The 11,711-nt window shown below is 69.8% G+C and carries 13 protein-coding genes; 3 read left to right on the forward strand and 10 right to left on the reverse strand.

Features of this window, described 5'->3' with window-relative positions; translation table 11 throughout:
* The 4 genes from K0M70_RS07625 to K0M70_RS07640 all read right to left on the reverse strand — a co-directional run.
* A partial coding sequence (locus K0M70_RS07625; protein ID WP_290781180.1) for an ABC transporter ATP-binding protein occupies positions 1-577 on the reverse strand: 577 nt, incomplete at its 3' end.
* Positions 574-2,064 carry an efflux RND transporter periplasmic adaptor subunit gene (locus tag K0M70_RS07630; RefSeq protein WP_290781181.1) on the reverse strand — a complete coding sequence of 497 codons (1,491 nt, stop codon included), beginning with the start codon at positions 2,062-2,064 and terminating at the stop codon, positions 574-576. The genes K0M70_RS07630 and K0M70_RS07625, both read right to left, overlap by 4 nt.
* Before the next feature lie 102 nt (positions 2,065-2,166).
* Positions 2,167-3,474 carry a HAMP domain-containing sensor histidine kinase gene (locus K0M70_RS07635; protein ID WP_290781183.1) on the reverse strand — a complete coding sequence of 436 codons (1,308 nt, stop codon included), beginning with the start codon at positions 3,472-3,474 and terminating at the stop codon, positions 2,167-2,169.
* A gap of 11 nt (positions 3,475-3,485) precedes the next feature.
* On the reverse strand, positions 3,486-4,199 hold the full coding sequence (locus K0M70_RS07640; protein WP_290781184.1) for a response regulator transcription factor: 714 nt from the start codon (positions 4,197-4,199) through the stop codon (positions 3,486-3,488).
* Positions 4,200-4,337: 138 nt separating this feature from the next.
* Here K0M70_RS07640 and K0M70_RS07645 point away from each other — a divergent pair, with 138 nt between their 5' ends.
* Entirely contained in the window at positions 4,338-4,685 is a 348-nt protein-coding gene (locus K0M70_RS07645; RefSeq protein ID WP_290781185.1) for a DMT family protein, read from the forward strand.
* Positions 4,686-4,730: 45 nt separating this feature from the next.
* On the opposite strand, the gene K0M70_RS07650 is transcribed toward K0M70_RS07645, so the two are convergent.
* The 4 genes from K0M70_RS07650 to nudE are packed head-to-tail and all read right to left on the reverse strand — an operon-like array spanning position 4,731 to position 7,272.
* Positions 4,731-5,036 carry a DUF962 domain-containing protein gene (locus tag K0M70_RS07650; RefSeq protein ID WP_290781186.1) on the reverse strand — a complete coding sequence of 102 codons (306 nt, stop codon included), beginning with the start codon at positions 5,034-5,036 and terminating at the stop codon, positions 4,731-4,733.
* Between the two features lie 52 nt (positions 5,037-5,088).
* Entirely contained in the window at positions 5,089-5,898 is an 810-nt protein-coding gene (gene mazG / locus K0M70_RS07655; RefSeq protein ID WP_290781187.1) for a nucleoside triphosphate pyrophosphohydrolase, read from the reverse strand.
* A complete protein-coding gene (gene cysQ, locus K0M70_RS07660) occupies positions 5,891-6,691 on the reverse strand; it encodes a 3'(2'),5'-bisphosphate nucleotidase CysQ (RefSeq protein WP_290781188.1) in 801 nt (266 codons plus the stop codon). The genes mazG and cysQ overlap by 8 nt, the downstream gene beginning before the upstream one ends.
* Positions 6,688-7,272, reverse strand: coding sequence for an ADP compounds hydrolase NudE (gene nudE, locus K0M70_RS07665; protein ID WP_290781189.1), 585 nt, complete (start codon positions 7,270-7,272; stop codon positions 6,688-6,690). Before nudE ends, cysQ begins: the two co-directional genes overlap by 4 nt.
* A gap of 91 nt (positions 7,273-7,363) precedes the next feature.
* On the opposite strand from nudE, the gene bioA reads away from it, so the two are divergent.
* A complete protein-coding gene (bioA, locus tag K0M70_RS07670; RefSeq protein ID WP_290781190.1) occupies positions 7,364-8,749 on the forward strand; it encodes an adenosylmethionine--8-amino-7-oxononanoate transaminase in 1,386 nt (461 codons plus the stop codon).
* Complete coding sequence (locus tag K0M70_RS07675; protein WP_290781191.1) at positions 8,746-9,483, forward strand: 16S rRNA (uracil(1498)-N(3))-methyltransferase; 738 nt, start codon at positions 8,746-8,748, stop codon at positions 9,481-9,483. Before bioA ends, K0M70_RS07675 begins: the two co-directional genes overlap by 4 nt.
* 13 nt (positions 9,484-9,496) lie before the next feature.
* Here K0M70_RS07675 and K0M70_RS07680 read toward each other — a convergent pair whose 3' ends face one another.
* Together K0M70_RS07680 and K0M70_RS07685 are read right to left on the reverse strand one after the other, a co-directional pair.
* On the reverse strand, positions 9,497-9,970 hold the full coding sequence (locus K0M70_RS07680) for a chemotaxis protein CheW (protein ID WP_290781192.1): 474 nt from the start codon (positions 9,968-9,970) through the stop codon (positions 9,497-9,499).
* A gap of 37 nt (positions 9,971-10,007) precedes the next feature.
* The coding region (locus tag K0M70_RS07685) for a chemotaxis protein CheB (protein WP_290781193.1) at positions 10,008-11,711 on the reverse strand (1,704 nt) is incomplete at its 5' end.

Consider the following 11,711-nt stretch of genomic DNA (forward strand, 5'->3'; position numbering starts at 1 on the left):
TGATTTCCTCGCTGGTGCGCGAGTCCCGCGCGCCGGGGGGCGCGGCGGCCAGCAGCAGCGGGGGCTTATTGATCAGCGCGGGGGCGATGGCCACGCGCTGCTGCGGGCCGCCGGACAGTTCGCTCGGTCGATGCCCCGCGCGCTCGGCCAGGCCGACTTCGGCCAGCGCGGCGCGCGCCCGAGGTTCACGCTCCGCCACCGGGATGCCCGAGTACACCAGCGGCATCATCACGTTCTCCAGCGCGGTCTGGCGAGAGAGCAGGTTGAAGCCCTGGAAAACGAAACCGATCTTCTCCAGGCGCAGCTTCGCCCGGCCGGTGGCGTCGAGCGTGGCCACGTCCACGCCGTCGCAGCGGTAGGTGCCGGACGTGGGCTGGTCCAGGCAGCCGATCATGTTCATCAGCGTGGATTTGCCCGAACCCGAAGCGCCCATGATGGCCAGGAATTCGCCCCGCTCCACCCGCAGGTTGGTTCCGCGCAGCGCCACCACTTCGGCGGGCGTGCCGGCGGCGTAGACCTTGTTCAGGCCAACGATCTCGATGACCGGGACGTCGCCCGGCGAGCCCGGGCTGCTCATGCCGCCGGGCGCTCGGCGCCGGTGATCACCTGCTCGCCCTCGGCGATGTCGCCGCCGACTTCGGTCACCGTGCCGTCCGACGCGCCCAGGCGCACCGTGACCGACTGCGGCTTGCCGTCCACCAGTTTCCACACCGTGCCGCGGCGCGCGGTGGACAGCGCACGCAGTTCGGCATCCCAAGTGGCCTGCTGGGCCGGCGCGAGGCTGCCGCGGAACTCGGCGAAACTGCGCTGCATCGCCTCGGCCATGCGCTGGCGCATCGCTTCGGGCGAAGGCCCGCCCGCGGGCGCCGCACCCTGGCCACCGCGGCCACCCCAGCCACCGGCCGGGTTGGCGGGCGCACGGCCCGCCATGCGCGCCGCCGCGCGCTCGCGCACGCCCTCCAGCGCAGCGTCGAACGCAGCGCGCTGGGCGGCGTCGAGCTGCAGCGAATCGGCCACGCGCGGCAGGTCCTGCATCAGGCCCCCGCGACCAGCGCCGCCGCCCGCCGCCGCAGCGGCCTCTTCACCCGGGGGCGTGAATCGCAGCGCGGCGTTGGGCACCCGCAGCACGCCGTCGCGGCGGCTGACCACGATCTCGGCGCTGGCGGTCATGCCCGGCAGCAGGCTCAGGTCGGCATTGTCCACCTGCACCACCACCGGGTAGCTGATGACGTTGGCGTTGGAAGTGGCCGAGAGCCGCACCTGCTTCACTTCACCGACGAACTGGCGGTCGGGGAACGCGTCCACCGTAAACGACACCGGCAGGCCTTCCTTGATCTGGCCGACGTCGGCTTCATCGATGCTCAGGTCGATCTGCATCTGCGCCAGATCCTCGGCGATCTGGAACAGCACCGGCGTCTGGAAGCTGGCCGCCACGGTCTGGCCGGGTTCCACCGCGCGCAGCAGGATCACGCCGTCCACCGGCGAGCGGATGACGGTGTAGGCGACGTCGAGCTCGGCGTTGTCCACGCCGGCCTGCCGCTGCTGCACCGAAGCCTGGGCCGAGGCCACGCGGGCGCGTGCCTGTTCGCGCGCGGCCAGGGCCAGGTCGGCGTCGCTGCGGGCAATCAGCTGGCGCGCCAGCAGGTCGCTCTTGCGTGCGTAGTCGGCCTCCGCGTTGCGCTGGGTGGCCTGGGCTTCGTTCACCGAGGCGCGCGCGCTGGCCAGGTCGGCCTGCGCCTGCTTGAGCCGCGTCTGGAACGGAGCCGGGTCGAGCATCGCGATGGCCTGGTCCCTGGTCACGCGGTCGTTGAAGTCCACGGCCACCGACAGCACCTGGCCCGACACCTGCGAGCCCACGGCCACGGTGGTGGTGGCGCGCAGGGTGCCGGTAGCCGATATGACCACCCGCACGTCGCCGCGTTCCACCCCGCCGGTCCGGAAACCGCCGGTGGCGTCCTGCGTGCGACCCGACCACAGCCACCAGCCGACCGCCACCGCCGCGACCAGGACCACCAGGGCCAGGAGCCGGCGAAGCGCACGGGGCTTTTTCTCAGGTCGGGACATCAGAACTCCATGGGATAAACGGGATCATCAGAAACGATAACGTGCGACGCCGCATCGGGTTGACGCGACGCCGTAGACGCGGCACCCACGTGGTGGTGCCGTTCAGGCCGATGGGGGCAGCGACGGGAAACTGATGGTGGCCGTGGTGCCGCGCCCCGGTTCACTGCGCAGCGTGACCGGCCAACCATAGCGCTGCGACAGCCGCTGCACGATCGAAAGGCCGATACCCTGGCCGTCCTTCTTGCGGTCGCCGGCGCGATAGAAGGGCTCGAACACGCGGGCGAGTTCGTCCGCGCTCATGCCCACACCGGTGTCGGCAACGTCGATACTGCCGCGCCGCACCGTCACTTTGACCTGGCCTTCGTCGGTGTAATGGCAGGCGTTGCGCAGCAGGTTGCTCAGCAGCACCGAAAGCACGCGCGCGGGAGCATGGAGCTGGAAGTCGGCCTGCCGGTCGAACGACAGTTCCACCGGCTTGCCGGCCAGCAGCACGCGGGCCTTCTCCACTTCTTCCTCGATCACGTCGCCCACGTCGAAGTCATCGTCGGGCAGGCCGGTGTCGCCTTCCCGGGCCAGGATCAGGAAGGCTTCGATCAACGCTTCCATGTCGCGGCCCGCGCCCTGGATGCGCGTCAGCGCGCGGCGCGACATCGGGCTGAGCGATTCGTCGCCGGCCATCATGTCGCCCGCCACCCGGATCACGGTCAGGGGCGTGCGCAGTTCGTGCGAGGCGTCGCGGGTGAAGTCGCGCTCGCGCTCGACGAAGCTTTCGATACGGCTGGCGAAATCGTGCAGCGACGAGGCCAGCACCAGGGTCTCGCCTTCGACGTCCAAAGGCAGGTTCTCGGGCCGCAGCGCGCTGGATTCGGGCATCTTGGGGTCCCAGCGCTGCACCTGCCCCGCCAGCCAGATCACCGGAGACACGGCGCGTTTGGAGGTGCGGTAGGTGCTCCAGGCAATGATGTAGATCACCACCAGCACGATCGCCAGGGGCGTCACGCCAAACCAGAAAGCCAGGCTGTCCACCTGCTCCTGCTTGAACAGCAGGTAGAGGTAGTGGCCGTTGGCGTCACGTTCCACCAGCACAAGCGAACCGCCCTCGGCGCGCGAAAGGCTGTGGAAGCCGGGACTGAGCATGCGCAGCGGTTCGGGCAGCACTTCATTGCTGCCGCCCGCCGGTATCAGGTAGCCGGTCATGTTGTAGGTGTCGGGCACCTGGGCCTGGCTGTCGGCCTTGAGTCGCTCCCAGTAGTGCCCGGCCTCTTCCTGTAGCGCCTGCTGGATGAGCACGTGCTTGAGCACGGCAGAGGCGCCGTAAACGCCCAGCACGGCGGCGAAACTGATTGCCGCCGCCTGCAGGATGAAGGCGACCCAGATCTTCCGGCGCAGGCCGGTGCGCGCGTTCGACATCACCACGCCGCTCAGCCGGCGGGCGGTGTGTCGAGGTCGGCGATGCGATAACCCGCGGTCTGCACGGTGTGCAGCAGCGGGCGGTCGAACGGACGATCAACGGCCTTGCGCAGGTTGTAGAGGTGGCTGCGCAACGTGTCCGAGTCGGGCAGGCCGTCGCCCCAGATCTCGCGCTCGATGTCGCGGCGGGTGACCACGCGCGGCGATTCGCGCATCAGAATGGTCAGCAGGCGCAGCCCGATCGGCGACAGGGCGATCTCGGTGCCGGCGCGGGTGACGCGCAGGCTGGCGGTGTCAAGCACCAGGTCGGCCACCTTGAGCACTTCGGCGCTGACCTGGCGGCGGTCGCGACGGATCAGGGCGCGCACGCGCGCTTCCAGCTCCTGGATGGCGAAGGGCTTCACCAGGTAATCGTCGGCGCCGGCCTCCAGGCCGTTCACCTTGTCGTTGAGGGTGTCGCGCGCGGTCAGCATCAGCACCGGCGTGGACTTCTTGGCCTCGTTGCGCAGGCGGCGGCAGACTTCCAGCCCGTCCAGCCGCGGCAGCATCAGGTCCAGGACGATCACGTCGTAGCTGTTGTCCGCGGCCAGGCGGTAGCCGTCCATGCCGTCGCCGGCATAGTCCACGCCGAAGCCCTTGGATTCCAGGTACTCGCCCACCATTTCGGAAAGATTGCGGTTGTCCTCCACCACGAGGATCAGGCCGGCCGGGTCGTCGCGTCGCATGGGATGCTCCAGATGTGAAGAAGGTGTCTTCAGCTTTGTGAAGATTACACCCCGGCCCCGGTGATTCCAGCGTGAAGCCAGCGGCAAGGCCGCGTCACGGCTAGGCTGTCGGATCCCGACCACCCCGACCCTGCCGCCATGCCGACGCTCAGCGCCTACCTCACCCCTATCCTGCTGCTGCTGGCTTCCAACGTCTTCATGACGTTCGCCTGGTACGGGCACCTGAAGTTCAAGACCAGTCCGATATGGATCGTCATCTTCGCCAGCTGGGGCATCGCGTTCTTCGAATACTGCCTGCAGGTGCCGGCCAACCGGATGGGCCACGCGGTCTACACGGCGCCGCAGCTCAAGGGCATCCAGGAAATCCTGACCCTGTCGGTGTTTGCGGTCTTCTCGATCTGGTACCTGGGCGAACAGATCAAGTGGAACCACGTCGCCGCCTTCGCGCTGATCATCGTCGCCGCCTTCCTGCTGTTCCTCGACTGAGGCAGCGTAAGGAAAATGTACCAGGTACGTTTTCCTCAAGCTGCGTCAGAGCGGGATCTTGCCGGTCAACATGTCCTTGAACATGACCCAGTCGCCCGCGAAGGAATACAGCGGGTACTTGAAGGTGGCGGGCTTGTTGTGTTCGAAGAAGAAGTGGCCGACCCAGGCGAAGCCATAGCCGCTCACCAGCGCCGCCAGCAGCCACCAGGCGTTGAGTGAAAACAGGGCCGCGGCCACGAAGCCCAGCACCACGCAGCTACCGACGAAATGCAGGCGGCGGCAGGTGCGGTTGGAGTGTTCGGCCAGGTAGAACGGATAGAACGCCTGGAACGTGGCGAAACGCTGGCTCATGGGTCGTCTCCGGCGGCAATGCGGCGATTCTAGCGCGGCGCGGCGGCCGGCATCAGCCGGCCTTTTCCTCGGCCTTGGCACGGTTCCAGTAAGCGTCCTGGGCATCGAGCGACTGGCCCGCCAGGGGGGTACCTTCGGCCGCCGCCAGCGCTTCCATCCTGCGGAAACGGCGCTCGAACTTCTGGTTGGCACGGCGCAGCGCCGCGCCGAAATCCACCTTGCCGTGGCGCGTGAGGTTGGCCACCACGAACAGCACGTCGCCCAGTTCGTCCTCCAGCCGTTCGCGGGCGGCGCCATCGCCGGCGGCCACGGCGTCGAACTCCACGCGCACTTCCTCGATTTCCTCGTGCAGCTTGGCAATCACCGGCGCCGGGCCGGGCCAGTCGAAACCAACGGTGGCGGCACGCTTCTGCAGCTTGACCGCACGCTGCCATTCCGGAAGACCGCGGGCGATGCCCGCCAGGGCGCTGGTGTCGGTGTCGCCGCGCGCCTGGCGCTCGGCCCGCTTGTGCTCCTCCCACGCCAGGGTTTGCGCGTCGGCGTCTGCCACCGTGGCGTCGCCGAAAACGTGCGGATGGCGGCGCAGCATTTTTTCGCTGATGGCGTCCACCACGTCGGCGAAGGCGAAATGGCCGGCCTCTTCGGCCATGCGCGCGTGGAAGACCACCTGCAGCAGCAGGTCGCCCAGCTCGTCGCGCAGGTCCGCCATGTCGCCGCGCTGCACGGCGTCGGCAACTTCGTAGGCCTCTTCGACGGTGTAGGGCGCGATGGAGGCGAAGTCCTGCTTCACGTCCCAGGGGCAGCCGCGTTCGGGGTCGCGCAGGCGGGCCATGATGTCCAGCAGCGCCTGCACGTCAGCCATGCCCGGCCCCGCCCAGCCAGTCGCGCCACGGCAGGCCGGCGTCGCCCAACGCGATGAAGTCGGGGTTGAGCAGGCTTTCCTTCCGGTTGTAGTCCAGCGGCGTGCCGTCCAGGCGGAGCACGGCGCCACCGGCGGCCTCCAGCACGCACTGGGCGGCCGCGGTGTCCCATTCGCTGGTGGGGCCAAAGCGCGGATAGACGTCGATGCGGCCGTCGGCGATGCGACAGAACTTCAGCGAAGAACCCAACCCGTGGCGTTCGATGTCGCCCATTCTCTCCAGCGCCGCGGCGGTGCGCGGGTCCAGATGCGAACGGCTGGCAGCCACGCGCAGCGGCGACACCGCCGGCCGTCGCGTGGCAACGGCGACGTCGCCGCCCGGCTGACGCACGAAAGCGCCCGCGCCCGACTCGGCGTGCAGCAGGTAGTCGAACACCGGCGCATACACCACGCCCAGCACCGGCCTGCCGTTGTCGACCAGGGCGATGTTGACGGTGAACTCGCCGTTCTTCTTCACGAACTCGCGCGTGCCGTCCAGCGGGTCCACCAGCCAGTGCCGACGCCAGCCGCGGCGCACCGACCAGGGGATGTCGGCATCCTCCTCGCTCAGCACCGGGATGTCGGGCGCCAGCGCCTGCAGGCCGGCGACGATGATGCGGTGCGCGGCCAGGTCGGCCTGGGTCAGCGGCGAATCGTCGGCCTTGAACTCCACCGGGAAATCGTGGGCGTAGATGTCCAGGATGGCCGCCCCGGCGGCCAGCGAAAGTTCGATGCAGGCTTCGCGCAGGCCGCTCACGCGCGCGCCCGGAGCACTTCGCGCACGATGAACATCGCCGCCAGCGACCGCCCTTCCGAGCACTCGTCGCGCAGCATCAGCTCATGCAGGTCGTCCAGTTTCCAGGGCACCACTTCGAGCTCCTCGGGCTCGTCGCCGGGCAGGCGCTCGGGGTAGAGGTCCTCGGCCAGCACGAGATGGATCTCATGGCTCATGTACGTGGGTGCGAGCGTGATCGAACGCAGCCGGGTGAGCTTGCGCGCCCCGAAGCCGACTTCTTCCTTCAGCTCGCGGTTGGCGGCATCAAGCACGCTTTCGCCGGCGTCGATGCGGCCCTTGGGCAGGCCCAGTTCATAGCGATGGGTGCCGGCGGCGTATTCACGCACCAGCAGCAGCGTGCCGGGATCGGGTACCGCGGCGATGATCACCGAGCCGTGGCCACCGCTCTTGACGCGCTCGTAGCGACGCCTCTCGCCGTTGCTGAACTCCAGGTCCAGCCATTCGCGCCGCGGCCCCCCGCCTTCCTGTGGCCCGGTGCCGTGGATGGTGGGCAGGATGCGCGGTGCAACCGGCGGTCGCGTCGGATCGGTAGGGTCGGGCATGGGGTGATTCTAGCCGGTGAGCCGGTGGACTGCCCGCCCCCGCCGCAGGCGGGCGTGGACAGGCCGGGCCCGGGCACGGATCATTCCCGGCATGGAACCGCACGATCCCGCCCCACGCCCAGCCCAAACCGAAACTGAGTCCTGGCGCACCCGCGACCTGGCCGTGGTCTGGCATCCGTGCACCCAGATGAAGGAGCACCCCCACACGCTCCCGCTGGTGCCGATCCGGCGCGGCCGCGGCGCCTGGCTTGAAGGAGTGGACGGCACGCGCTACCTCGACGCGGTGAGCAGCTGGTGGACCAACCTGTTCGGCCACGCCGAGCCGCGCATCGCGGAAGCCATCGGCGCCCAGGCACGCGAACTCGAGCACGTCATCTACGCCGGCTTCTCGCACGAGCCCGGACTGCTGCTGGCCGAAGCGCTGGTGGCCAAGGCGCCGCCGGGGCTCACCCGCGTGTTCTACGGCGACAACGGTTCGGCCGCGGTCGAGATCGCCCTGAAGATGAGCTTCCACAGCCACGCCAACCGTGGCGATGCGCGCCGCACCCGTTTCATCGCGCTGGGCAACGGCTACCACGGCGAAACGCTGGGCGCGCTGTCCATGGGCGACATCCCGCTGTATCGGCGCATCTACGCGCCGCTGCTGCTTGAGCCGCTGTTCGCGCCGTCGCCCGACGCCTATGACGCCGAGCCCGGCGAAAGCCCCGAAGCCTGCGCCCTGCGCCGCGCCGGGCAGCTCGAGGCCCTGTTCGCGGCCAACGAAGGCCAGGTCTGCGCACTGATCCTGGAACCGCTGGTGCAGTGCGCCGGCGGCATGCGCATGCATCACCCGGCCTACCTGCGGCGCGCCCGCGAAATCTGCGATGCGCACGGCGCGCACCTGATCGCCGACGAGATCGCCGTGGGCTTCGGCCGCACGGGCACGCTGTTCGCCTGCGAACAGGCGGGCATCCCGCCGGACTTCCTGTGCTTGTCAAAGGGACTGACGGGCGGCTTCCTGCCGATGTCGGCGGTGCTGACCACCGCCGCCGTCTACGACGCCTTCCTGGACGACTCGCGCGAGCGCGCCTTCCTGCACTCGCACAGCTACACCGGCAATCCGCTGGGCTGCGCGGCAGCGCTGGCCTCGCTGGCGATCTTCGACAGCGACGACGTGCTGGCGCGCAACCGCGGCCGCGCGGCACGCATGGCGGAACTGGCGGCGCCGCTGGCCGCCCATCCGAACGTGGCGCAGGTGCGCCAGACCGGCATGGTGCTGGCCTTCGAGCTGACCGCCGACGGCGTGGGCCGCACGCCCTACCCCGCCGCCGACCGGCGCGGGCTGCGCGCCTATCGCCACGCGCTGTCGCGCGGCGTGCTGCTGAGGCCGCTGGGCGACGTGCTGTACTGGATGCCGCCCTATTGCGTGGGCGAAGACGAACTCAGCCACTTGGCCGACGTCACCACCACGGCCATCGAGGAGGCCACCCGGCCATGAGGATCATCCGCAGCCACGTGGACCAGCCGCTGAGCGTCGGCCAGCGCATCACCCTGCCCGAGGACAGCAGCGCGCACCTGCTGCGCGTGCTCCGGCTGGCCCCCGGCGATGCCGTGACGCTGTTCAACGGCGACGGCTACGACTACACCGCGCGCCTGCTGACGGCGGCCAAGCGCGGCGCCGAGGCGGAAGTCACCGGGCGCGCGGCGGTGCCGCGTGAATCGCCGCTGCGCATCACCCTGGTGCAGGGCGTGGCGCGCGGCGAAAAGATGGACCTGGTGCTGCAGAAAGCCACCGAACTGGGCGTTGACGCGTTCACGCCCGTCATCACCGAGCGTACCGAGGTGAAGCTGGACGCCGAGCGCGCCGGAAAACGCATGGCGCATTGGCGCGGCGTAGTCGCCGCCGCCTGCGAACAGAGCGGCCGCGCGGTTCTGCCGCGGCTTTCCGAGCCGATGCCGCTGTCGGCCTATGCGGGCGGCGAGCAGGCCGACATCAAGCTGGTCATGGACCCCGGCGGCGACCTGGGCCTGGGCGCGGTCAATCCGGCACCGGGGCAGTCCATCGCGTTGGTGGTGGGTCCCGAGGGCGGGCTGTCGGACCGGGACCTGGCCACGCTGCGCGCGGCGGGTTTCCGCGGGCTCAAGCTGGGGCCGCGCATCCTGCGCACGGAAACAGCGGGGTTGGCGGCGGTGGCGGCCCTGCAGGCGCTTTACGGCGACCTGCGCGGCTGACGGATACGGCGGCTCAGGCCGCCTTGTCTTCGCCCATGGCCTTCTGGATCAGCAGCTCCAGGCTCATCAGGTCGGGCACCGACGCCGGGTCGTCGTTGAGCGTCACGCGTGAATGCACGCCCAACGGCAGGTCCTTCATGTCGTGAGATTCCGCCAGCGTGGCGGTGGACACCGTCACCAGGCGTGGGAAGCCCTGCGAAAGCACCGCGAAGAACGGCAGCTTGGGGTTGTTGCCCAGCGCCTTGAGCACGGCGACCTTGGCGCCCAGGTGGCCGTCCTCCTGCGACCAGCCCGCCATGCGCGAGAACGAGATCAGCGGCAGCCGCCAACCGCGCCAGCGGACACGACCCAGCAGCCATTCCGGCGCGTTCTCCACCGCATCGGGATCGGAGAAGGTGATCACTTCGGCGACGTTGGCGTTGGGCAGCAGCAGGCGGCCATTGGTGACCGTTATCAGGACGCCGCGGATGTCGCGCTGGGCATTCATGGTGTTCTCCGGAATCCTTGCTTGGGTGGAGGCTGGCTTACTTCCAGCGCTCGATGACAATGCGCGCCAATTCGGCGGGGCTGGCGGCAATGGCGCCGGCGTCGATCAGCAGGCCAGCCGCCGTGGCGTCGAAGCACGACTCCGGGTCCTGGGCCAGCACCATTCCACCGCCGTTGTGCAGCGCCAGCACTGCCGGCACCACGGAAGGATCGGCGCCGCTGAGCAGCAGCACGACGCTTTCGGAGGCCGGCAGGGCGGACGCCAGGTCAGCCAGCGCCGGGACGGCGACGTAGACGAAGCTGCCCTGGTTGTGGGCGACGCCCATGCCCGGCGGCAGCACGCCGACGCGCCCGGAGAAAGCGATCTTGCCTTCCACCGCGAGGTCGAGCGGGAGCTGGCTGGCTTTCGCCAGCTGGCCCAGCAGGCGCTCATGGCGGCCTGTGTCGAGATGCTGGTAAAGCAGCACCGGGACCCGCAGCGTCGGCGGCAGCGCAGACAGCAGCTGGCGCACGGCGTCGGGCCCGCCCAGGCCGGCGATCACCAGCAGCGCACCGGGCGCGGTAGCCAGGTTGTCGATCGGGCCGTCGCCGGTGACGTTGGCCAGGCTCATGCGCGACACCGGCGCGGCGGCCGGCACCTGGCGCACCACGGGCGGTTCGGCAGCGGCCGGCGCCGAAATTTCAGCGTCCATTGGCATCAGCTCCAGCGAGCCGAAGCTGGACGTGACGCGCGCGGCGGGCGCTTCAACCTCCGCATTGGCGCCGGCGGCAGCGCCGGGGCTGGGCGACGGTTCGTCGTTGCGGGTGAAGTCGATCGCGACGGGCTCTGGCTGGCGCTCCTGCGCCTCGTAGGCGTCCAGCTGGGCGGCCAGCGCGGCCACGTCGTCGTCCATGTGCTCGTCCAACGGCGCTTCTTCGTCGGTGAAGGACGAAAAGCTGACCGGGCCGCCGTCCATCGGCAGGTCCGCCAGCAGCGGCACGTCGTCCGCAGCCAGCAGCTCAGGGTCGTTGGCCGTGGGCAGCGGGCTGTCTTCGTCGGGCAGCGCGGACAGGTCGATGTCGAAATCGGCCGCGTTGAATTCCAGGTCGTCGGCCTCGGCCGCGACGGGACGCAGGCTGGGTGTGGCCGGCGCCGCATCGTCGTCCTCCAGCGCCAGCTCCAGGCCGCCCAGATCGATGTCAAACGACATATCCGGCTCTGCCAGGGGCTCGGGGCTGGCCGCTTCGATCTGCGCCGCAGGAGCAACGGGCGAGATCTGTGCGGACGCCAGCGAGGGTTCGGTCGGCACCCACTCGGACAGGTCCAGCGATTCAGCGGCGTAGTCTTCCAGCTTCGCGTCCACCATCTCCTGCGCGGGGGTGCGCGGTGCGCCCGGCTCCAGCGTCATGCTGAGCTCGGGCAGATGGTCCGAGCCTCCCGGCGCAGGCGGCAGCAGGTCGGTGCCCACCAGCTTGGTGGCCAGGTGCCTTGCCCAACGCGCCAGGTCCCAGCCGTCGAGCTGGCGGGTGGTTTCGGCGTCGTCGTACATCACTTCGATGCCCGGCGCCGACAGCAGTTCGTCGAACCGCGCCAGCGAATCCTCGATGGCAGGCTCCAGGCTCACCAGCACCACAGTCGGCTGTTCTCCAGCGACCTGGCCGGGATCGAGCTCGGCCGGGTCGCCTTCAATCACCAGCTGGGGGCCCCCCCCCCCCCCCGCCCCCCCCCCCCGGGGGGCGGGGGGGCCGCGGCGCGCCCCCCC

Source organism: Arenimonas sp. (assembly GCF_019459675.1).
Taxonomy (GTDB): Bacteria; Pseudomonadota; Gammaproteobacteria; order Xanthomonadales; family Xanthomonadaceae; genus Arenimonas.

Coding starts and splice junctions, on each gene's coding strand:
- K0M70_RS07630 (WP_290781181.1), bottom strand. CDS start 2,064: ATGTCCCGACCTGAGAAAAAGCCCCGTGCGCTTCGCCGGCTCCTGGCC.
- K0M70_RS07635 (WP_290781183.1), bottom strand. CDS start 3,474: ATGTCGAACGCGCGCACCGGCCTGCGCCGGAAGATCTGGGTCGCCTTC.
- K0M70_RS07640 (WP_290781184.1), bottom strand. CDS start 4,199: ATGCGACGCGACGACCCGGCCGGCCTGATCCTCGTGGTGGAGGACAAC.
- K0M70_RS07645 (WP_290781185.1), top strand. CDS start 4,338: ATGCCGACGCTCAGCGCCTACCTCACCCCTATCCTGCTGCTGCTGGCT.
- K0M70_RS07650 (WP_290781186.1), bottom strand. CDS start 5,036: ATGAGCCAGCGTTTCGCCACGTTCCAGGCGTTCTATCCGTTCTACCTG.
- mazG (WP_290781187.1), bottom strand. CDS start 5,898: ATGGCTGACGTGCAGGCGCTGCTGGACATCATGGCCCGCCTGCGCGAC.
- nudE (WP_290781189.1), bottom strand. CDS start 7,272: ATGCCCGACCCTACCGATCCGACGCGACCGCCGGTTGCACCGCGCATC.
- bioA (WP_290781190.1), top strand. CDS start 7,364: ATGGAACCGCACGATCCCGCCCCACGCCCAGCCCAAACCGAAACTGAG.
- K0M70_RS07675 (WP_290781191.1), top strand. CDS start 8,746: ATGAGGATCATCCGCAGCCACGTGGACCAGCCGCTGAGCGTCGGCCAG.
- K0M70_RS07680 (WP_290781192.1), bottom strand. CDS start 9,970: ATGAATGCCCAGCGCGACATCCGCGGCGTCCTGATAACGGTCACCAAT.